Origin of the sequence: Burkholderia sp. BCC1640 (genome assembly GCF_902833125.1) — a bacterium.
Classification (GTDB): Bacteria; Pseudomonadota; Gammaproteobacteria; order Burkholderiales; family Burkholderiaceae; genus Burkholderia; species Burkholderia diffusa.
In genome coordinates this window covers 226,394-247,147 of the sequence record NZ_CADFEF010000002.1, presented here as the reverse complement: position 1 = coordinate 247,147, position 20,754 = coordinate 226,394, and the positions used below count along the sequence as shown (strand labels likewise).

The following is a 20,754-nucleotide window of genomic DNA, read 5'->3' as shown; positions in this document are numbered from 1 at the left end:
GACTTAACGATGGGCAAACTGTCCCTCGCCGCCAAGATCACGCACGTGCCGTCGATGTACCTGTCGGAGTTGCCCGGCAGGCATCATGGCTGCCGCGAAGCGGCGATCCGCGGCCATCAGTTGATCGGCGAGCGTTGCCGCGCGCTCGGCGTCGATACGATCGTCGTGTCGGACGTGCACTGGCTCGTCAACGCCGGCTATCACGTGAACTGCAATGCGCGGTTCGCAGGCACGTATACCAGCAACGAACTGCCGCATTTCATCCGCGACATGGCGTATGCGTATCCGGGCAACCCGGCGCTCGGCCGCCTGATCGCCGAGACGGCCAGTGCGCGCGGCATCGCGACGCGCGCGCACGAGATCGACAGCCTCGAACTCGAATACGGCACGCTCGTGCCGATGCGCTACATGAACGGCGACCAGCACTTCAAGGTCGTGTCGATCGCGGGCTGGTGCATGTGGCACACGCTCGACGAAAGCCGGCGCTTCGGCGAGGCGCTGCTGGAGGCCATTGAAAAGAGCGATTCGACCGTCGCGTTCCTCGCGAGCGGTTCGCTGTCGCACCGCTTCAACGACAACGGCAGCCCCGAGGAATCGATTCACCAGATCAGCCGCGAATTCTTCAGGCAGGTCGACCTGCGCGTGGTCGAGCTGTGGAAGCAGGGCGACTTCAAGACCTTCTGCGCGATGCTGCCGGAGTACAACACGCATTGCCACGGCGAAGGCGGCATGCACGACACGGCGATGCTGCTCGGCCTGCTCGGCTGGGATCGCTACGACAAGCCCGTCGAGATCGTCACCGACTATTTCGCGAGCTCGGGCACCGGGCAGATCAACGCGATCTTCCCGCTCGCCTGAGCGTCGCATCACCTATCCGGAGCGTTGCCATGCCACACATCGTCGTCGAGTACACCGCGAACATTCGTGACGACGCGCGCATTCCCGCGCTGCTGCGCACGATCAACGCGACCCTGATCGCGCAGGGCGGCGTGTTTCCAACGGGCGGCATCCGCTCGCGCGCGATCGAGTTGCAGGACTATTGCATCGCCGACGGCACCGGGGACGACGCGTTCGTCCACGTGACGCTGAAGATCGGCTCGGGCCGCAGCGACGAAACCAAAAAGGCCGCGTGCGACGCATTGTTCGACGCGATCAAGGCACATTTCGCCGAGCTGTACGCGAAACGCTATCTTGCGTTGTCGATGGAGCTGACCGAGTTCAGCGAAAGCGGTTCGTACAAGCACAACAACATCCACGCCCGCTACAAGCGGGCCGGCTGAACACCATTCCCGATCCGACCATGCTCGAACCCGCCATCATCGACCAGCTTGCGCAGCGTCTGCACGACGCCGAGCGCGAGCGCAAGCAGATCCGCCAGATCTCGCTCGACCATCCGGACATCACGATCGACGACGCCTACGCGATCCAGCGCGCGTGGGTGACCCTCAAGCTCGCGGAAGGCCGCACGCTGAAAGGGCACAAGATCGGCCTCACGTCGAAGGCGATGCAGAACACGTCGCAAATCGACGAACCCGATTACGGTGCGCTGCTCGACGACATGTTCTTCGACGACGGCGGCACGATTCCGACCGGCCGCTTCATCGTGCCGCGCGTGGAAGTCGAACTCGCGTTCGTGCTCGGCAAGCGGCTCGCGGGCCCGAACTGCACGATCTTCGACGTGTATGACGCGGTCGACTATGTGGTGCCCGCGCTCGAGATCATCGACGCGCGCAGCCAGTCGATAGACCCCGATACGAAGCGGCCGCGCAAGGTGTTCGACACGATCGCCGACAACGCAGCGAACGCGGGCGTCGTGATCGGCGGGCGGCCGGTGCGGCCGCAGGACGTCGACTTGCGCTGGGTCGCGGCGATCATGTCGCGCAACGGCGTGGTCGAGGAAACGGGCGTCGCGGCTGGCGTGTTGAACCATCCGGCCAATGGCGTCGCGTGGCTCGCCAACCGGCTGTCGCGCTTCGACGTCGCGCTGGAACCGGGGCAGATCGTGCTCGGCGGTTCATTTACGCGGCCGTGCGCGGCACGTTCGGGCGATACGTTCAGCGTCGACTACGGTCCGCTCGGGACGATCCAGTGTCATTTCGAGTGAGGTGAGCGAACGATGCAGATTCCGTCGAATGTCTTCAAGGCCGCGCTCGCGCGCGGCGATGCGCAGGTCGGACTGTGGCTCGGGCTCGCGAATCCGTACAGTGCCGAAGTCGTCGCGGGCGCTGGTTTCGACTGGCTGCTGATCGACGGCGAACATGCGCCGAACACGGTGCCGACGATCCTCGCGCAGTTGCAGGCGATCGCGCCGTATCCGACGCATCCGGTCGTGCGCGTGCCGTGGAACGATCCGGTGATCGTCAAGCAGGTGCTCGATCTCGGTGCGCAGACGCTGCTTGTGCCGATGGTGCAGAGCGCCGAGGAAGCACGCGCGGCGGTGGCCGCGACGCGTTATCCGCCGCATGGGATTCGCGGGGTCGGCAGTGCGCTCGCGCGCGCGTCGCGCTGGAATCGCGTTGGCGACTACCTGCATCGCGCGAACGACGAGATGGCCGTGCTCGTGCAGGTCGAGACGCGCGCCGGGCTCGATGCGATCGACGCGATTGCGCGGATCGATGGCGTCGATGGCGTGTTCATCGGGCCGGCGGATCTGGCGGCCGACCTCGGACATCTCGGCAATCCCGGGCATCCGGACGTGCAGATGGCGATCGACGGCGCGATCCGGGCGATCAAGGCGGCAGGGAAGGCGCCGGGCATTCTCAGCGCGGACGAGGCGGCGGCGCGGCGGTATCTCGAAGCGGGTGCGCTGTTTGTTGCGGTGGGAGTCGATACGACGCTGCTGGCGCGGAGTGCGGAGCGACTGGCGGCGCGGTTCAAGGGGAACGGTGGGGAGGCGGCGAAGAAGGGGGATGGGACGTATTGACGATACGGCGGCGGGCGGCCGTTCTCTGGGTTGCTTTATGGTGGTGATATTAAATATAGCGGTCATCCGAAAGATATGCCGGATGCATTCAGGAATTGGAATCGACGAATGAGCAAGAATCAAGATATCCAGCAAGCGGGTACGCAACCGATGACAGGGTTTTTGCTGCCATTTGTCGAGCATCGTTCGACCACGACGCTATACGGGTCGATCTCCGTGCCAAATGGTGGTGGTATCGGTGGCCATCCTGAAAATGTGTACGCATGAAAACTTTTATCTACGTATTGCGTTTTGCCTTTGCCTTTTTGTTCCTAACAACTACGGCGCACGCAGGCATCCTGACTTCTATCGGTAATAAGTTAACCACTGCTATGTCTGATCTGCCACGAAACGAAAAACTGCCACTGTTTGATCCACATCGAAAAGATTTTACCTGCGTGTATGAGGCGCAACGAGTGCCACCCGTCGATCCGCAGGCAGAAATGTGGTTCCAGCAAGCGTTGAAGTTGGACGACCCTGCTGTAGCTGTCGATAACATCGATTATGCAAAGGTGTATCAGCTCTATTTGCAAGCAGCTGAGAAAAGCCATTGGAAAGCAATGCTGAATCTGGCGTCGTTGATCTTGAGTGATCATTCCGGCGTGCCGGAACACAATCCTGAAGTGGCAATTCAATGGGTGGAGAAGGCGATGAGACTCGATATTCCCGATGCGTACGACAGAATGGGTGTATACCATCTCAACGGCGTAGTGAAGGAGGGAGACGCTACGAGCGCTTACGCGTTTTTCCAGCGAGCAGCGGATATGGGTAGTCCGGCCGCAATGGCGTTCCTGGGATACAAGCTGGCCGCGTCTTACGATAACCCCAGTGAGGGCTTTTGGGCCAACCAAGCGGTGGGAACCAAGATGCTCGAATGTGCTTTTGCACAGGGAAATGGAGATGCCGCCGAGAAGCTGGGTTTGATCTATGCACGTCCCAATACACTCGAGGCGAAGCTCCGCGCGCTGAAGGTCTTGCATGAAGGTGTAAAGCTCGGGAGCTCCAAGTGTGCAGATAGCCTCGTTTCGGAGTTTGACGGGATGGATCTCGACAATGGAACTAATCTGGTAGGCCATATCGACAAAGCGCGTGCTCAACGCTACGGAAAAATTGCCGATATCTTGAAGCTTTACGATGGTCGATTGAAGCTTCCCAACTTGGACAAGATACTGCCATTACCGCCGACGCCGCTACCCAAATGGAACGGTGACGGACAAACGCTCATCAATGCCGCGAAGGCGGTTACTCCGCCGGTCAGGCGGCAAAAGAGCGGTGCGCTTCAGGGGCGTTCTTTTATACCCGATGGCTACGCGGTCGCCGCACTAGGAACGAGCACGCTTGCAGTTGGTGGTGATCAAAGCGTACCCAAAACGGGATACTGGCTGGCACTGTACGGTTCATCGAATGAGCCCAATGGACGGTTGATGGCGCGATCCGGCTCGCCAGAGCGTTTTGAAACCGGCGAGCGGTTCGAGCCGCCGTTCCATGAGTGGCTATCGCGGGATCGCGTGCAATGGTATTTCCTCGGCGAAGCGTACCGCCTGCCGCCACAGCGTGCAGATTTTCTGGCGAATATGGTCGAAGCGGGATTGTTGCGCGAAGTAGCGGCGCAGCCGTTGGTGGTGAAGTGCTCAGGTGATCGTCGCTGTACGGAGACAGGCGTGTGGGAGGGCCGCGTTGCAAATGGCCACCCGATGGCCGCCTTGTTTAACCAATGGGATCAGCAAGCGTTTGTCGAGAAAGGGCAGGCGTTTCCATCACCGGCCGAGCAATTCATCGACATTGCGAATGATGATGTTCAATGGACCTATTTGGGGAGCCCGAATGCAGAAACGGGCACCGCCGGTATTTACACCATTAATCTATAAAAGTGGTGTGGCGTTGCATTCGACGTAGCCAGATGCGGTCATCGTTGACGCCTAGCCGATTGTTCGCAAGTGCGACACCGCCGAGTGCAGCGCGCAGGATAGATGAGATATCTTGAAACCGGACGACGGTAGTGTTCTGTCATTGACAGGCAGGTAGACCCGAAGGAACGATTTCGAATCGCGGCGCAGCGTGTCAACTATGTGTGCTGTTCAGTTCGAAAATCCGACATATCAGTAAGTGGGCCGCGCCCGTTCACGCCTGCGGGCGGCCGCACCTATCCCTCCGCTCGCCGTTCCGTCTCCATATACTTCCCTGGCGTCGTCCCCATCGCCCGCCGGAACATGTCGATGAAACGCGCTCATGTCGTCGTATCCGAGATCGAGCGCGATCGTCGGCAGGCAGTACGGTCGCAAACCTCTATGAACCGGGGAAGATTTACTATCCGGTCCGGAATCGCTCGTTCCGCGAGTGGCAAGCACGGTACCATCGAGGCGGCGACTTCATCATATTTTCCGACTATAGGCCAATCATGTTAGCTAAACCCATAACGGTGTATTTCGAATGAATGGACTGGCGATAGGTATGCAAGGTGCAGGAATGGTTGCACTTGCAGCACTCGTTCTGGCCGGAACCGTTGTCTGTCTGCTGATAGTCGTTTTATACAGCCTCTCGCACAAGGAGGGGCGCGTTGGACGAATGAAGTCGGGAATGAAGGCACTGGGTTCCGGTCTGGCAATTGTCACTTTGTTGTTCTGCGCCGGTTCTTACTACAAGGATGCGCGCGTACGCTCACAGGCGATGCGGTTTGATACCGAGCTTTCCAGGAACAATGGGGGGCGCTATACGGCGCAATACGCCTACCTCGGAGCGGATCGAATCCTTATACGCCTCTATCGGACATCCGACATGCGATTGCTTGCCGAGCGGACTTACGAGTCCCCGGATTCTGTTCGTTTGGTATGGACCAAGAAATCCCTGATCTTTGATACCGCCGTTGATAGTGAGGGAGAGATCAGGCTGCCGCCTACTCGGTTTGATCGATTCAAGGCTATGTTGCCGTAGCAGACAGTGATCCGTGCGTGTACGACGTCGTGCTGCGCATTAGGCTCGGCGCACGATGGCGAGCGAGTGCCAGTGACCGCATCGCATGGAGGCGGGCAGGCGGCGCGTGCCGCCGCCTGTCGTCAAGCCAGGACTCAGAACAGGACTCAGAACCGCTGCTGAATCCCCGCCGTCACGCCGACCTGCGTGGTGCCATACCCGGCGAAATCGCGCGACACGCCGACCTTCTGGTCATGCTTCGCGATCGCGAACGCACCGGCCGCGTAGAGCACCGTGCGCTTCGACAGCGCGTAATTCGCGCGCACCGACACCAACGTCGGATCGGCATCGCTGCCACCCTTGACGTTCTGGTGATAGACGGCCGCGATCAGCGAGAACGTCGGCGTGAACTGGTACGATCCGCCGACCCAGTACGTGTCGCTCAACTGGTTCGCCGCCGCAGTGCGAAACGTGCGCTTGTAGTTGCGATAGCCGGCCATTGTCTTCAGGTCGCCGAAGTCGTAGCTCAAGCCCGCGTGAATACCCTGGATGTAGTTGACGGTATCGGCCGGCGTGACGCTGTCGGCCGCGCCGTTCTGTCGATCGAACGTGAGCACCGCCGCGAACGGGCCGGTCTCGTAGCCGAGCGCGAAGTCGTATTTCGAGCTGGTCTTCACGCTGCCCGGCACATTGCCGAAGCCGTACATCGCGCCGAACTTCACGCCGCTGAATTCACCGTCATAGCGCACCGCGTTCGACGAGCGCGTGAACATGCCGTCCTTGCGGCCACCCGTCGCCATCGACGATGTCGCCCACGAGTAGTTCTGCGCGTAACCCATCGGATCGAACGGCAGCATGTAGTCGTACGTGACGGTGTAGTTGCGGCCGAGCGTCAGCTCGCCCCATTTGCCTTTCAGGCCGACCGTCGCGCGACGCGCGAAGATCGAGTCGGGGCCATCGTCGAACGCACCGTTCGCGAGATCGATTCCGCTTTCGAGGCGGAACACGGCCTTCAGCCCGCCACCGAGATCCTCGACGCCGCGCAGGCCCCAGCGCGACGTATTCTTGTTGCCCGACTTCAGCTTGACGGAACTGCCGCCCTCCGGCGCCGCATGGTTCGTGTATTCGATGCCGGCATCCATGATCCCGTACATCGTGACCGACGACTGCGCGTGCACGACGGGGGTTGCGATGCAGGCCGCGGCGGCCGAGCTGGTGAGGACTGCTGCGCGAAATTTCATTGACGGTGTCTCCTGATTTATTGTGGGTTGGGTAAAACGGGTGTGACGCGGTCGAGGCCAACGCCGGAAAGCGTTCGCCGGACGGTCTGTCATTGCCTTGCTCGACGTGCGCGGCGCACAGAGCACGCCGCGCCCGGGTCAGCCCGCTTTCGCGAACGCCCAGCAGTCGTTGGTCGGGAATTCGATCCAGTGCTTGCCGGCCGCGCGCGGCACGTGGCCGAACGCGCGCAGGCGCATCTCGCCGCAATGGAACAGGTATTCCCAGCGATCGCCGAGATACATCGACGTGACGAGATCGGCCTGCAGCCGGTTCGCCCCAGGGCCGTCGGTGACCTGCACGCGTTCGAGACGGATCACGGCCTGTGCGTCCTGGCCCGGTGCGAACGTGTCGCGGGCCAGCGCCTGCAGTTCCCAGCCGTCGCCGGCGAGCGTCACGCGTTCGCCGTCGACGGCCGCGACGCGTGCGTCGATGCGGTTGTTGCTGCCCATGAACTCGGCCGTGTACAGCGAGCGCGGCGCGCCGTACAGCTCGGCCGGCGTGCCTTCCTGTTCGATGCGGCCGTTGCGCAGCAGCAGGATGCGGTCGGACATCGCCATCGCTTCGGTCTGGTCGTGCGTCACGCAGAGCGCCGACAGCCCGAGCGACACGATCAGCTCGCGCAGCCACGCACGCGCTTCCTCGCGCAGCTTCGCATCGAGGTTCGACAGCGGCTCGTCGAGCAGGATCACGGGCGGGTTGTAGACGAGCGCGCGTGCGATCGCGACACGCTGCTGCTGGCCGCCCGACAACTGATGCGGAAAGCGTTCGGCGAGATGGCCGAGGCCGAGCTGATCGAGCGCGGTCTGCACGCGGCGCTTCTGTTCGGCCGGCGCGACGCGGCGCAGCTTGAGACCGTAGCCGACGTTGTCGGCCACGGTGCGGTGCGGCCACAGCGCGTACGACTGGAACACGAGGCCGAGCGAACGCTGTTCGACCGGCAGGTCGACATGCCGCGCGCCGTCGAAGAACACGCGGTCGTCGAGCTGGATGCGCCCGTCGGACGGCTGTTCGAGGCCGGCCACCGCGCGCAGCAGCGTGGTCTTGCCGCTGCCCGATGCGCCGAGCAGGCACACGACTTCGCCGGCCTTCAGTTCGAACGACACGCCCTTGAGGATCGGGTTGGCGCCGTAGCTGAGATGCAGGTCGTCGACGATGAGCTTATCCATGAAGTTTCACTCCGAAGCGCAGGGCCACGCCGAGACCGGCGCCGACCATCGCGATGTTGATGACAGAGAGCGCGGCCACCTGGTCGACGGCGCCGGTCGCCCACAGCGACACGAGCAGCGCGCCGATCACTTCGGTGCCGGGCGACAGCAGGTAGACGGCGGTCGAGTATTCGCGCTCGAAGATCATGAAGATCAGGAGCCACGCGGCGAGCAGGCCGAAACGCACGAGCGGCAGCGTCACGTCGAGCGACACGCGGCTGCGCGTCGCGCCGACGCTGCGGCCGGCTTCCTCGAGTTCGGGGCCGACCTGCAGCAGCGCGCTTTGAATGAGCCGCATCCCGTATGCGAGCCACACGACCGTGTACGCGATCCAGATGCTCCACATCGAGTTCTTCAGCTCGCGCAGGCCCGGGACGAACAGGAAGATCCACAGAAACGCGAGACCGGCGAGCAGGCCGGGCACCGCGCGCGGCAGCAGCACGAGATAGTCGAGCAGTTTCGTCGCCCAGTCGTGCCGGCGGTGGCCGGCGAACGCGACGAGCGAGTAGAAGCCGATCGCGAGCGCGCCGCCGATCACGCCGATGCCGAGCGTGTTGACGATCGCGCGCACGAGGTTGTCCTGCTCGAACAGCTCGATGAAGTTCGACAGCGTCAGCACTTCGGCGAGCGTGACACCTTCGCCCCAGTTGGTCACGAATGCACGCAGCACGATGCCGGAAATCGGCACGATCACCGTCAGCATCAGCCATAGCGCGACGATCGCGAGCGCGACCCAGCGCCATACGCCGAGCGGCAGCACCGTCGCGCGGCCGGCCTTGCCCTTCACGGTGACGAAGCGGTTCGCGGTCTTCAGCAAACGGCGCTGCAGCAGCACGAGCGGGAACGTGATCGCGACGATGCACACGGCGACCGCGGCCATCAGGTGATACGACGGCACGCCGAGCTTGTTGGTCAGCTTGTACAGGTAGGTCGCGAGCACGAGGTGGCCTTCCGGATCGCCGAGCACGAGCGGCAGCCCGAACACCTCGAAGCCGAGGAAGAACACGAGCACGCCGGCGAACAGCAGTGCGGGCATGGTCATCGGCAGGCTCACGTCGAGCGCGACGCGGAACGGGCGCGCGCCCGTCACGCGCGCGGCTTCCTCGACGTCCGAACCGAGGTTGCGCAGCGCGGCCGACGAGTACAGGTACACGTGCGGCACGTGCGTGAGGCCGACGATCACCGTGATCGCGAAGATCGAGTAGACGTTCCAGGGTACGTTCTGCACCCCGAACAGTTCCTTGAACCACACCGAGTAGAAGCCGACCGGGCCGGCCGCGACCACGTAGCCGAACGCGAGCACCATCGGCGACACGAACACGGGCGTGAGCAGGAGCGGTTCGAGCCAGCGGCGGCCGGGCAGGTTGGTGCGCACCATCAGGAACGCGAGAATGCCGCCGAGCGGGATCGAGATGAACAGCATCCCGCCGGCGATGATGAACGAGTTCTTCACGGCCGACCAGAAGTCCGGGTCGGTGAAGATGAAGCGGAAGCCTTCGATGCCGAGCGTCTTGTTCGCATCGAAGAACGGCGCGGACAGCAGGCTCTGGAACAGGATGAAGCCGAGCGGCAGCGCGACCGCGACGGTGAGCACCGCGACGACGAGCCAGCGCAGCATGCCGGCGAGCGGCTGCAGGCCGTTGGCCGGAAGCGCGGGGATCGCGCCGCCCGGGCCGGTGGTGGGCGGAACGGCCGGCGCCGCCCCGCGTGTGCTGGTTGAAAGCATGAGTTCGCCCCTGCGGCCATCCGGATGGCCGCCTCTAGGAAGTCGGTAAGGGGAAGGGGCCGCCCGCGCGGCGTGCGGCGGGCGGCCGTCGGTCGGCCGAAGCCGATCAGCGGATCAGCTCTTGATCGCCTGCTGCCATTGCTTGAGGAATGCGAGCCGCTTCGACTGGTCCAGATAGACGAGCAGGCCGGTGCCGATCGGGATCGGCTTCAGCGAATCGCCGAGTTCCTTCGTGAGGCTCGCGACCGACGTTTCGCCGGTCACGTCCGTGCGAATCGCGTACAGGTTCGCCTGGTTCGCGATCAGCGTCTGGCCGCGCTTCGACAGCAGGTAGTCGACCCACAGCTTCGCGGCGTTCGGGTTTTTCGCCTTCTTCGAGATCGTGGCCAGGCGGCTCACGACTTGTGTGTAGTCCTTCGGGAATACGTAGCCGATCGACTTGTCCTTCTTCGCCTTCGCGTACGCATACGAGCCGATGATGTTGTAGCCGATCAGGTTCTCGCCCGACGAGATGCGCTCCATCATCGCGCCGGTGCTCGACTGCAGCTTCGGACCGGTCGCGCCAATCGCCTTCACGAGCTCCCACGTGACCTTCTCGTTCAGGTGCGCGTCCTGCGTCAGCGCGTTGAAGCCGACGCCGGATTTCTCGACGTCGTACGTCGTCAGCTTGCCTTTGAATTTGTCGGGTTGCGACGTGAGCAGCTTGATCAGGTCGGCGCGCGTCTTCGGCACCTCGTTCTCGGGAATCAGCCGCTTGTTGTAGACGATCGCGAGCGGCTCGAACGTCGTGCCGTACGCCTGCTTCTGGTATTGCGCCCATTGCGGCACGTTCGCGCTTTCGGGCGAATCGTACGACGTCATCAGGCCGTCGTTGACGAGCTTGACCTGCAGGTCCATCGCCGAGCTCCACAGCACGTCGGCGCTCGTGCTGCTCGCCGCGTTCTCGCTGATGTAGCGGTTGTAGAGCTCGGTGCTGTTCATGTCGTTGTACTCGACCTTCACGCCGTACAGGCTTTCGAAGTCCTTGATCAGCGGGCGCACGAGGCCCGTGTCGGTCGTCGAGTAGACGATCAGCTTGCCTTCCTTCTTCGCGGCGTCGACGACGCCTTGGTAGTTACCCGGATATCCGACCGGAACCTGCGCGACGGCGGCGCCGGCGGTGGTGCCCAGGACGATCGCCAGCGCGGCGGCGAGTTGCTTCGGTGCAAACGGCATGTCTTCCTCCAGTGATGCGTGTGTGTTGTTCGAGTGACGCGGATGTTAATTGCGAGGCACTTTCAGCCTGCTTTCATTTCGGTTCACAATAGCGTCCTTTGTGTCATGGATTTCCCGAGGTCCCCATGCGTGTGCTGCTCGTCGAAGACAACCCGAACCTGGCGCAGTCGCTGAACGACGCGCTGAGCGCCGCGCGTTTCGCGGTCGATCACATGGCGGACGGGGAGGCGGCGGATCACGTGCTGCGCACCCAGGACTACGCGCTGGTGATCCTCGATCTCGGGCTGCCGAAGCTCGACGGGCTCGAGGTGCTGCGGCGGTTGCGCGCGCGCCGCAATCCGGTGCCGGTGCTGATCCTGACCGCGCACGGCTCGGTCGAGGACCGCGTGAAGGGGCTCGATCTCGGGGCCGACGACTATCTCGCGAAGCCGTTCGAACTGACCGAGCTGGAGGCGCGCGCCCGCGCGCTGATCCGGCGCAGTCTCGGTCACGAGCATTCGCGGGTCGAATGCGGGCCGCTTTCGTATGACAGTATCGATCGCAGCTTCCACCTCGCCGGCGAAGCGTTGCCGCTCACGCCGCGCGAGCGCTCGGTGCTGGAGGTGTTGATCCTGCGCAACGGGCGCGCGATCAACAAGGAGACGCTGTCGGAGAAGATCTTCGGGCTCGACGAGTCGGTCAACGCGGACGCGATCGAGATCTACGTGTACCGGCTGCGCAAGAAGCTGGAAAACACCGGCGTCGCGATCGTCACGCTGCGGGGGCTCGGGTATCTGCTCGAAGCGAAGGCCGCCGGATGAACCAACCGCACGCTCACCGGCCTTGCACCGGACCGGCGTATGCGCTGAAGCGCTATTCCGGATCGACACGTCCGCTGCCCGCCGAGGGGGCGCATGCCGCGCTTGGGGCGGCCCGGTGGCAGACATGATGATCCGGCGTCCGAACCTGCGCACGCAAGTCGCGCTGTGGCTGCTGCTGCCGCTGCTCGGGCTGCTCGCGCTCGACTCGTGGCTCACGTACCAGCGCGCGATGAGCGCCGCGCACGTCGCGTTCGACCGCACGCTGTCGTCGTCGCTGAAGTCGATCCGCGAAGGCGTGCGGCTCAACGACGGTGAGATCGAGGTCGACCTGCCGTATCTCGCGCTCGAGATGTTCGAGTCGGGCGACGGCGGCAAGATCTATTACCTGATCCGCGAGGACAACGGCCACACGATCACCGGCTATCCGGACCTGCCGCTGCCGCCGGGCGACGGCGCGCTGTTCGTCACGCGCTACTACAACGTCGTCTATCGCGGCGAACAGTTGCGCATGGCCGCGTTGCGCGTGCCGGTGCACGACGTGCCGACCGCGCAGACGCGCATCGTATGGGTGATGGTCGGCGAAACGATCGAGGGGCGCCAGGCGCTCGCGCGCGAAATCCTGATGGGCTCGCTGCTGCAGGAAGGCTTGCTCGTCGTGCTCGCACTCGGGATCGTGTGGCTCGGCGTCGGGCGCGGGCTGCGGCCGCTGAACCGGCTGTCCGCGAAGGTCGCCGCGCGTACCGACGGCGATCCGACGCCGCTCGACACCGGCGGCATGCCGAGCGAGCTCGCGCCGCTGGTCGAGTCGATCAACCAGTACATCGGCCGCACGCAGCGGATGCAGGTCGCGCGGCGGCGCTTCTTCGCGGACGCGGCGCATCAGCTGAAGACGCCGCTCGCCGCCGTGCAGGCCGGCGTCGAACTGGCCTTGCGGCCGGACGAGCAACCGCGCGTGAACGTGCATTTGCGGCGCGTGAACGGTGCGGTGCGGCAGGCCGCGAAGATCGTCCAGCAGTTGCTGTCGCTGTCGCGGCTCGATTCGGACAGCGGCCATGCGGTCGCGCACCAGCCGGTCGCGTTGCATCGGCTGGCGCGCAGCGTGACGCTCGACTGGTCGCCGGTGGCGCGGGCGCGCGACATCGATCTCGGCTTCGAGCACGAGGCCGACGTCGACGTGCACGGTCAGCCGGATCTGCTCGGCGAAATGATCGGCAACCTGATCGACAACGCGATCCGTTATTCGGGCGACCGTGCGGTGATCACGGTGCGCGTGTCGCGCGACGGCGAACATGCGCGGCTCGACGTGATCGACAACGGGCCGGGCATTCCGGCGGCCGAGCGCGACGCGGTGTTCGAGCGCTTCCATCGCGGCAGCAAGACGCAGACGGTCGAAGGCACGGGGCTCGGGCTGTCGATCGTGCGCGAGATCGCGCGCGTGCATCAGGGCAGCGTGACGCTGACCGATGCGGCGGGCGGCGGGTTGGTCGTGACGGTGATGCTGCCGACGGTTCCGGCGGCGCAATAGAAGGCGGGCCGCGCTCGACGCAACCGCAGTGAGTGGCGACGGCGAAAGCGATACGCCGTCGCGCTGTTTCGACCGATCCGCTCAGTCGCCGAACCCGATCTCCGCTTCGAGCGACTGCCCGACCTCGAGCCACGCGCCCGCGCCTTCGACGACGATCGCGTTGATGCCGAACGTCAGCGCGTCGTCGTAGTTCGGATGCGCGCGATAGGTCTGCATCGTGTCGGTCGGCTCGTGCGGCCATTCCGGGTTCGGCGCGCCGGTCACCTGGTCGATCGTCGGCATCGGGCAGCGCGTGCACAGTTTCACGAGGCGCAGCCGCACGGGCGTGTCGCCTTCGGCGTCGAGATGTTCGACAAAATCTTCTTCGTATGCATCGAGATCCGACACGACGATGTTCGGGCGGAAGCGGTTCATCGGAATCGCCGGCGCGCCTTTCGCGACGAGCTTCGCGTTCAGGTCGTCGAGCGACGACTGGCCGATCACGAGCAGCGGGTAGCCGTCCGCGAACTGCGTGTGCGTGTCGATGTCGCCGGTCCATTTGCGGTTGCAGCCGCGGCGCGACTCGGCGCCGAAGCGCGCAAGCTTCAACGGCACGCCGAGGAATTCGGTGAGCCACGCGGCCGTTTCGGCGCCCGTGTCGATCGCGTCGACGGTGTCGCGCCAGACGGTCGCGGCCATCTTCGGTGTGGCGGGCGTCGCATCGCCGTCGAGCGGCGTGCGGATCTCGGGCATGCCCGGCGCGTTCAGCACGAGCGCATCGTGCTCGAGCGCGGTGCGGATCAGCGCGAGGCGCGGGTGCGTGCGCTGTGTGATCATCATTCCGTCCGGCGTGGTGATCAGCCAGTGGCGGTCGTACGCGAGGCCCGTTTCGAGCAGCTGCGCACGCGACAGCGCGATGCCGGCGCAGGATTTGATCGGATAGACGAAGAGTTCGGAAATGGCTGGCATGACGCTGGCTGAAGGCGGGATGGTCGAATCGCGATTGTGCCAGATCATGCGGAAGCCGTTTGGGCGGTTGCAGGCCATCACGCCGCGCCGCGCGTCGCGTCACGCCAGCGGAAAGCCGAGGTCGAAGGTCGTGCGCACGTCGAGCGGCTGGCGCAGCAGCCCGGCCTTCAGGTAGAAGTCGGCCGTGCGTTGCTGCTCGGCGATCACCGTCGCGTCGATCGGCTGCCAGCGTGTGTTGCGGCGCTCGAACTGCAGCTTCGCGGCCGCCGGCGGGATGCCGACGATGCGAGCGAGCGCGGCCGAATACGCGTCGACGTGCCGGTACGACCAGGCCTGCGCGCGCACGACGCGTTGCAGGAAGTCGCGCAGCACGTCGCGCTTCGATGCGATCGCCGCGCCGGTCGCCGCGACGTAGCTGAGGCCCGACCACAGGCCGCGGCCGTTGACGAGCACGCGCGCGCGGCCGCTCGTTTCGGCGAGCGCGGTATAGGGCTCCCACGTCGCCCACGCGTCGATCGAACCGGTTGCGAGCGCAAGCATCGTGTCGGCCGGCGGCAAGAAGCGGAACGATACGGCGTCGGGCGGCAGGCCTGCGGCGTCGAGCGCCTTCAGCGTGACGAAATGGCCGATCGAGCCGCGCGTGGTGCCGATGCGCTTGCCTTTCAGGTCGGCGGCGTTTTTCAGCGTCGCGTCGGGCCGCACGAGCACGGCGGTGCCGTACGGGTCGGAGCGGTTCGCGCCGATCACCTTGATGCGCGCGCCCGATGCGAGCGCGAAGATCACCGGTGCGTCGCCGATCGGTCCGCAGTCGACGGCCGCCGCGTTCAGCGCTTCGGCCAGCGGCGCGGCCGCCGGGAATTCGGTCCACGCGATGTCGTATGCGAGGCCGTTCAGTTCGCCGGCCGCTTCGAGCAGCGCGCGCAGTCCGCCTTTCTGGTCGCCGGCACGCAGCAGCGGTCGCGTGCCCGATTGCGCGTGCAACGCGGTCGGCGCGACGGCGAGGGTGGCGGCGGCGAGGGCGCTCGCTTGCGCGAGAAAGTGACGTCGGGTCGGATTCATCGTGAAGTTCGGTCGATCGGAGGAAACGGTTCAGGGATTCAATGCGGGAGCCCAGCCTGCACGTCGCGCACGGGTTCAGCGTCCACACGCAGCAGCAGCGCGGTCAGCGGATCGACGTTCGCGGGGGCGGCGGACGGCCGGGCGGTCGCATCCGAGCGGCACAACAAATCGTCGGCCGACCAGCCCGCGCTGCCCGGCAACGCGCGCGCCCGCAGCCAGCCGCGCCGGTCGGCAAGCAGTTGCGTGCCGCCGAACGTCTCGGGCGGCACGCCGGCGATCGTCGCGAACGCTTGCCATGCACCCGGCGTCGACGCGACGCAGTTTGCGCGCGGGCCGGTTGCTGTTGGCGCGGGCGTGTCGTCGGCGGTGACGAGCAGCGTCTGCCAGCGCGGATCCTCCGTCGGCAGTGCTCTGCCCGGCGCGAGCGCAACGACGCGCACGCGCTGGCCTTCGCGCCAGCGCTCGAGCGGCTGCGGCGCGGCGCTGCCGCAACGCACGTCGAGCGCGGGCAGCGGAACGGGCACGGGCCACGCACCTTCCGCCCGTGCGCCGCTGCCCGCCGACAGCGCGTTCAGGTAGGCAAGCACGGCCCACGTGTCGGCCGGGCCGAGCGTCGCGGCAAAGCCCGGCATCGACGCCGCGCCGCGCGCGTCGTGCATACCGTGCCGCACGCGCCAATACAGTTCGCCGTCGAGCCGGCGGGCGAGCAGCGCGCCCGCGAAGGTCGGCGGCCAATGCGCGAGCGTTGCCGCGAGCGGCCCTTCGCCGCGGCCGTCCGCGCCGTGACATGCCGCGCAATGCCGCGCATACAGGTGCGCACCGTGCATCACGTTCGTGACGGAAAGCGGCGCGGGATTGCGCTGGAAACTGGTCGGCACCGCGGGTGCGAGCCACAGCGATGCCGGCGGCCACGGCGCGAACCACGCGACGGCGAGTGCGGCGATCGCCGATGCCGCCCGCCACTTGCGCGAAACGAGCGCGATGGCGCCCAGCGCCACGGCGAACGCGGTTGCCGCGCAAGCGACCGCAAGCTGTCGCGTGAGCCCGGCATCGATGCGCAGCGTTTCGAGCGCGATCCGGTGTGCCCAGGGCCACGCGGCCTGTCCGTCGGTGTCCCCGGTCAGGCCCGCCGCATGCAGCGCCCGGACGAACGCGATCTGCGCGCGATACAGCAGTTGCAGGAACAGCAGCGCCCAGTCGGCGAACGGCGGTGCATTCATCGGGGCGGCCTTTGCCGTGCGCGGGCCATCCTGCCAGCGGCACTCGGCATCTACCAGCTCGCATCGAGTCCGAGATGCCGCAGCGCTTCGTGGCGCAGTTCCGCGAGACGCGGATCGCCGCGATGGCGCGGATAGGGCAGGTCGACGCGCAGTTCCGCGACGATCCGCGCGGGACGCGGGCCGAACACGATCACGCGCTGCGCGAGAAACAGCGCTTCCTCGACATCGTGCGTGACGAGCAGCGCGGAAAAGCCGTCGCGTTGCCACAGCGCGGTCAACTCGGCCTGCATCGTCAACCGCGTCAGCGAATCGAGCTTGCCGAGCGGCTCGTCGAGAATCAGCAGGCGCGGATCGTTGACGAGCGCGCGTGCCAACGCGACACGCTGCGCCATCCCGCCCGACAACTGATGCGGAAACACGTTCGAGAATTCCTGCAGCCCGACGCGCGCGAGCGCATCGTCGACGCGATGTTGCGCGGTGCGAGCCACGCCGCGCGCCTCGAGGCCGAGCGCGACGTTCGCGCGCACGCGGCGCCACGGGTAGAGCGTCGGATCCTGGAACACGACGATGCGCGACGGATCGGGCCGCTCGATCGGCACGCCGTCCTGCGCGATTCGGCCTTGGCGCGCGGCGTCGAGGCCCGCGACGAGCCGCAGCAGCGTCGATTTTCCGCAGCCGCTCGGGCCGAGCAGCGCGACGAATTCGCCGGCCGCGACCGACAGCGTGACGTCGTCGAGCACCGGCAGCGGGCCGCCGGGGCCGTCGAACGCATGGCTCACGCGGCGAATGTCGATGCGCGCGCCGCGCGGCGCCGTGGCATCGGGCGTGGCGGGGGCCGTCGAGACGGACGATTCGAGAGCGGCGGCGCTTACCATTTGACGGTTCCTTTCTGCCACGCGAGCACGCGGTCGCGCACCGCGAACAGCAGCGCGATCAGCCCGGAAAACAGCAGCGCCATCACGATCAGCGCCGCATACATGTTCACGTACGATGCCCAGCCCTGCGCCCAGCTCAGGTACCAGCCGAGCCCCGACTTGACGCCCATCATCTCGGCGACGACGAGCACCGTGAACGATGCGCTCAGCCCCATGAAGATGCCGACGAACACGTGCGGCAGCGCGGCGGGAATCGCGACGCGCAGCACCAGGAAGCGCGCATTCGCGCCGAGCGTGCGCGCGACGTCGTAGTACTGCCGGTTCACGCTCGCGACGCCCGACCACGTCAGCACCGCGACCGGGAAGCCGGTCGACAGCGCGATCAGGAACGCGGCGGCCGAATAGCTCGTCGGGAAGAAGTAGAACGTGAGTGGCAGCAGCGCGGTGGCCGGCACCGGGCCGAGCACGCGCAGCACCGGATGCACCCAGTAGCCGATGCGGCGCGACCAGCCGATCGATACGCCGACCGCGAACCCGACCGCGACGCCGTACGCGAACCCGAGCGAAAGCAGCTTCAGCGTATTGCCGGCGCTGCCGGCGAGGCGCGGCCAGTCGTCGACGTAGACCTCGATCAATGCTTGCGGCGGCGCGAAGAACGGCGTCGGCAGCCAACCGGTTTTGGCCGTGACGATTTCCCACGCGGCAAGCACGAGCGGCAGTGCGACGAGCCACGGGCCGGCCGGGCGCACGCGGGCAAGTCGCGCGCGCGTGGCCGGCACGCGATGGCCGAGCGTCGCGGCGACCAGCAGCAGCGCGGCGATCGCCCACGCGGCGATGCCGAACGTGTCGGTGTATGCCCAGTCGGTGAAACCGACGACGCGGTTCGGCCACACGGCAGTCACCGCGCCGAGCGCGGCCCACGCGAGCGCCGCGACGACGCCGGTCGGCCAGGTACGCGCACGGCGGGCTTCGGCCGCGAGCGTCGCGTCGCAGGCCGTGCATGCTGCGCGGGACGTGGCAGGCGCGGCGGCGGTACTGCCGGTTGCGGTTGCGGATGCGGTGCGCGCTGCGGACGCGTGTTCGATCGTCGACATCGCGTCACCCCAGCACGTTCGCATAGACCTGCTGCGCGAAGCGCTGCGGGTCGGTGCTCTTCTTCAGCACGCTGATCCGGCGGAAATCGTCCGCGTAGAACGCGATTTCCTGCTGCAGATCGACGTTGGTCGGGTGGTGCGTGTAGGTCAGCGTCGCGTACAGCTTGCGCAGATCTTCCGGATTGATCTTCGGCGAATACTTCGCGAACGCCTTCGCGGCTTCGTTCGGGTTGTCGTGCGTGTATTCGGTTGCCTGCACGATCGAGCGCGCGAGCGCGGCGGCCGCCGGCCGGTCGTTGCGCACGAGGTCGCCGCGCGCGCCGATCACGCAGCACACCTTGCGCGCGTATTCGCCGGACAGGTTCGTCGCGAGTTCCGTATATGCGCCGTTGCTGCGCTTTTCGAGCAGATAGAGATTCGGGTCGCCGTCGGCGATCGCCTGGATCTCGCCCTTGTCGACCGCGACGCCGAGCAGATCGGCCGGATACTGCCGCCACGTGATGTCGCGTTCGGGATCGATGCCGTTCTTCGCGAGCAGGATCGAGAAGAAGTGCTTGCCGGGTGCCGCGAGATCGCTGACGCCGACCGTCTTGCCCTTCAGCGCCTGCAGCGTCGTCACGCCGGCCGTCTTCGCGCCGAGCAGCCGGACGCACCCGCCGTGCGAGCTGCCGATGATCTTCACGTCGAAGCCGGCTTCGAGCGGTTTCAGCCAGCGGTGAATCATCCCGACCGCCGCGTCGGCCTTGCCGGTCGCGATCGATTCGAGCAACTGGTCGGTCGATCCGCTGTAGTTGATCAGCTCGACCTTCAGCCCGTTCTTCTCGAAGAAGCCGTTTTCCTGCGCGACGACGATCGGCGTCAGGCAGAACGCGTTCTGGTTCCACGCGAACGTGAGCTTCTTCAGCGGCGGCGCGGACCATGCTTTGCGGCCGAGCGTGATCGCCGGCGCGGCGAGCGCGGCGGCGCCGGCCGCGCGCAGCAGCCGGCGGCGCTTGTCGTCATGGGCGCCGGTCGGCGCGGGTGCGGTGGGTTCGGTCATCGTGTGGTCTCCGGTTCCGGTCGTGCGGCAGGGCGCTCAGTCGAGCAGGTCGGGTTCGTCGGCGACGACGCGCGCGAACAGGCTGTCGAACGCGTGCAATGCGCCGTCGGGGCCGCCGATCTGGCCATGCGTGTGTCGCGCGGTCGCGTGATCGATCGGTTGCGGCGTGCCGGCCGCTTCGGCCAGCAACTGCGTGTGCGCGGCGTTGTCGAGCGCGATGTACCACCACGCGGCGGCCTCGACCGTCGGGCCGGCCGTCAGGATGCCGTGGTTCTTCAGGATCACGCCCTTATGCGTGGTTCCGTCGGGCTTCGCGAGCGCGTCCGCGATCCGTGCGCCTTCGCTCGTGTCGACGACCATGCCCGTGAAGTCGTCGAACAGCGCGTGATCCTCGTAGAACACGCACGCGTCCTGCGTCAGCGGGTCGAGCGGGCGGCCGAGCGTCGACCACGCCTTGCCGTAGGTCGAATGCGTGTGCGCGGCGGCGACGATGTGCGGATGCGCGTCGTGAATCGCCGCGTGGATCGCGAACGCGGCCTTGTTCAGCGGCCGGTTGCCGATCGCGGTTTCGCCGCGTGCGTTGACGAGCAGCAGGTCCGATACCTTGATCCGCGAGAAATGCACGCCGAGCGGATTCACCCAGAAGTGGTCGGGCAGTTCGGGGTCGCGCGCGGTGATGTGGCCGGCGAGGCCCGACGCGAAGCCGAAGCGCGCGAACAGGCGGAACGCGGCCGCGAGCCGCTCCTGCCGGTGGCGGCGCTCGGCGGCGACGTCGACGCGCGGCGCGGGCGGATCGAACCAGAAATGCTGGCGCGGCGTGTCGGCGAGGACGAGGCCCGACGCGGTGCGCGCGGGCGATGACGAAGCCAGGACGGCGGACATGATCGGCGTCTCC

The 20,754-nt window shown here is 66.0% G+C and carries 21 protein-coding genes and 1 pseudogene; 10 read left to right on the top strand and 12 right to left on the bottom strand.

Annotated elements, in window-relative coordinates; translation table 11 throughout:
• The first annotated feature begins 9 nt into the window (after nucleotides 1–9).
• From hpaD to HWX25_RS03510, 6 genes are all read left to right on the top strand, one after another.
• Nucleotides 10–858, top strand: coding sequence for a 3,4-dihydroxyphenylacetate 2,3-dioxygenase (gene hpaD / locus HWX25_RS03535; RefSeq protein WP_175907133.1), 849 nt, complete (start codon nucleotides 10–12; stop codon nucleotides 856–858).
• 29 nt (nucleotides 859–887) lie between these two features.
• Nucleotides 888–1,280 carry a 5-carboxymethyl-2-hydroxymuconate Delta-isomerase gene (locus HWX25_RS03530; protein WP_059525202.1) on the top strand — a complete coding sequence of 131 codons (393 nt, stop codon included), beginning with the start codon at nucleotides 888–890 and terminating at the stop codon, nucleotides 1,278–1,280.
• Nucleotides 1,281–1,300: 20 nt separating this feature from the next.
• Nucleotides 1,301–2,104, top strand: a complete 804-nt coding sequence (hpaH, locus tag HWX25_RS03525) for a 2-oxo-hept-4-ene-1,7-dioate hydratase (RefSeq protein WP_175907131.1) — start codon at nucleotides 1,301–1,303, stop codon at nucleotides 2,102–2,104.
• A gap of 12 nt (nucleotides 2,105–2,116) precedes the next feature.
• The gene (hpaI, locus tag HWX25_RS03520) at nucleotides 2,117–2,923 is read left to right on the top strand and encodes a 4-hydroxy-2-oxoheptanedioate aldolase (RefSeq protein WP_175907129.1); all 807 of its coding nucleotides are present in this window, start codon (nucleotides 2,117–2,119) and stop codon (nucleotides 2,921–2,923) included.
• Nucleotides 2,924–3,031: 108 nt separating this feature from the next.
• Entirely contained in the window at nucleotides 3,032–3,190 is a 159-nt protein-coding gene (locus HWX25_RS03515; protein ID WP_175907127.1) for a hypothetical protein, read from the top strand.
• Nucleotides 3,187–4,830, top strand: coding sequence for a DUF6396 domain-containing protein (locus HWX25_RS03510; protein WP_244138728.1), 1,644 nt, complete (start codon nucleotides 3,187–3,189; stop codon nucleotides 4,828–4,830). The genes HWX25_RS03515 and HWX25_RS03510 overlap by 4 nt, the downstream gene beginning before the upstream one ends.
• A 275-nt stretch (nucleotides 4,831–5,105) precedes the next feature.
• On the opposite strand, the pseudogene HWX25_RS33350 reads toward HWX25_RS03510, so the two are convergent.
• Nucleotides 5,106–5,229 (bottom strand): annotated as a pseudogene (locus HWX25_RS33350) (helix-turn-helix domain-containing protein); the annotation flags it as partial.
• Between HWX25_RS33350 and HWX25_RS33345 the strand changes: the two are divergent.
• Nucleotides 5,202–5,396, top strand: a complete 195-nt coding sequence (locus HWX25_RS33345) for a DUF6402 family protein (RefSeq protein WP_244138731.1) — start codon at nucleotides 5,202–5,204, stop codon at nucleotides 5,394–5,396. The pseudogene HWX25_RS33350 and the gene HWX25_RS33345 overlap by 28 nt on opposite strands.
• Nucleotides 5,393–5,893, top strand: coding sequence for a hypothetical protein (locus HWX25_RS03505; RefSeq protein WP_244138727.1), 501 nt, complete (start codon nucleotides 5,393–5,395; stop codon nucleotides 5,891–5,893). Before HWX25_RS33345 ends, HWX25_RS03505 begins: the two co-directional genes overlap by 4 nt.
• A 146-nt stretch (nucleotides 5,894–6,039) precedes the next feature.
• Here the strand turns inward: HWX25_RS03505 and HWX25_RS03500 are convergent, their stop codons facing one another.
• The 4 genes from HWX25_RS03500 to HWX25_RS03485 all read right to left on the bottom strand — a co-directional run bounded on the left by HWX25_RS03500 (nucleotide 6,040) and on the right by HWX25_RS03485 (nucleotide 11,299).
• Nucleotides 6,040–7,113, bottom strand: coding sequence for a porin (locus HWX25_RS03500; RefSeq protein ID WP_175907125.1), 1,074 nt, complete (start codon nucleotides 7,111–7,113; stop codon nucleotides 6,040–6,042).
• Nucleotides 7,114–7,251: 138 nt separating this feature from the next.
• A complete protein-coding gene (locus HWX25_RS03495; RefSeq protein ID WP_175907123.1) occupies nucleotides 7,252–8,319 on the bottom strand; it encodes an ABC transporter ATP-binding protein in 1,068 nt (355 codons plus the stop codon).
• Entirely contained in the window at nucleotides 8,312–10,084 is a 1,773-nt protein-coding gene (locus HWX25_RS03490) for an iron ABC transporter permease (protein ID WP_175907121.1), read from the bottom strand. Before HWX25_RS03490 ends, HWX25_RS03495 begins: the two co-directional genes overlap by 8 nt.
• A gap of 114 nt (nucleotides 10,085–10,198) precedes the next feature.
• Entirely contained in the window at nucleotides 10,199–11,299 is a 1,101-nt protein-coding gene (locus HWX25_RS03485) for an ABC transporter substrate-binding protein (protein ID WP_175907120.1), read from the bottom strand.
• 125 nt (nucleotides 11,300–11,424) lie between these two features.
• On the opposite strand from HWX25_RS03485, the gene HWX25_RS03480 reads away from it, so the two are divergent.
• Nucleotides 11,425–12,099, top strand: a complete 675-nt coding sequence (locus HWX25_RS03480) for a response regulator (RefSeq protein WP_059450182.1) — start codon at nucleotides 11,425–11,427, stop codon at nucleotides 12,097–12,099.
• 127 nt (nucleotides 12,100–12,226) lie between these two features.
• Nucleotides 12,227–13,624 (top strand): sensor histidine kinase, encoded by a 1,398-nt coding sequence (locus HWX25_RS03475; protein ID WP_175907321.1) that lies wholly within the window; start codon nucleotides 12,227–12,229, stop codon nucleotides 13,622–13,624.
• An 81-nt stretch (nucleotides 13,625–13,705) separates the two neighbouring features.
• Here the strand turns inward: HWX25_RS03475 and HWX25_RS03470 are convergent, their stop codons facing one another.
• The 7 genes from HWX25_RS03470 to HWX25_RS03440 form a co-directional block, all read right to left on the bottom strand.
• Nucleotides 13,706–14,572, bottom strand: coding sequence for an MOSC N-terminal beta barrel domain-containing protein (locus tag HWX25_RS03470; RefSeq protein WP_059525223.1), 867 nt, complete (start codon nucleotides 14,570–14,572; stop codon nucleotides 13,706–13,708).
• A 99-nt stretch (nucleotides 14,573–14,671) separates the two neighbouring features.
• Entirely contained in the window at nucleotides 14,672–15,631 is a 960-nt protein-coding gene (locus tag HWX25_RS03465) for an ABC transporter substrate-binding protein (RefSeq protein WP_175907118.1), read from the bottom strand.
• Nucleotides 15,632–15,669: 38 nt separating this feature from the next.
• A complete protein-coding gene (locus HWX25_RS03460; protein WP_175907116.1) occupies nucleotides 15,670–16,851 on the bottom strand; it encodes a cytochrome c in 1,182 nt (393 codons plus the stop codon).
• Nucleotides 16,852–16,901: 50 nt separating this feature from the next.
• Entirely contained in the window at nucleotides 16,902–17,726 is an 825-nt protein-coding gene (locus HWX25_RS03455; RefSeq protein ID WP_175907114.1) for an ABC transporter ATP-binding protein, read from the bottom strand.
• Nucleotides 17,720–18,820: an ABC transporter permease gene (locus HWX25_RS03450; protein WP_175907112.1), complete on the bottom strand. Its 1,101-nt coding sequence runs from the start codon at nucleotides 18,818–18,820 to the stop codon at nucleotides 17,720–17,722. The genes HWX25_RS03455 and HWX25_RS03450 overlap by 7 nt, the downstream gene beginning before the upstream one ends.
• Nucleotides 18,821–18,824: 4 nt before the next feature.
• Complete coding sequence (locus HWX25_RS03445; RefSeq protein ID WP_059689977.1) at nucleotides 18,825–19,859, bottom strand: ABC transporter substrate-binding protein; 1,035 nt, start codon at nucleotides 19,857–19,859, stop codon at nucleotides 18,825–18,827.
• Nucleotides 19,860–19,895: 36 nt separating this feature from the next.
• Nucleotides 19,896–20,741, bottom strand: coding sequence for a class II aldolase/adducin family protein (locus tag HWX25_RS03440; protein ID WP_175907110.1), 846 nt, complete (start codon nucleotides 20,739–20,741; stop codon nucleotides 19,896–19,898).
• Nucleotides 20,742–20,754 lie beyond the last annotated feature (13 nt).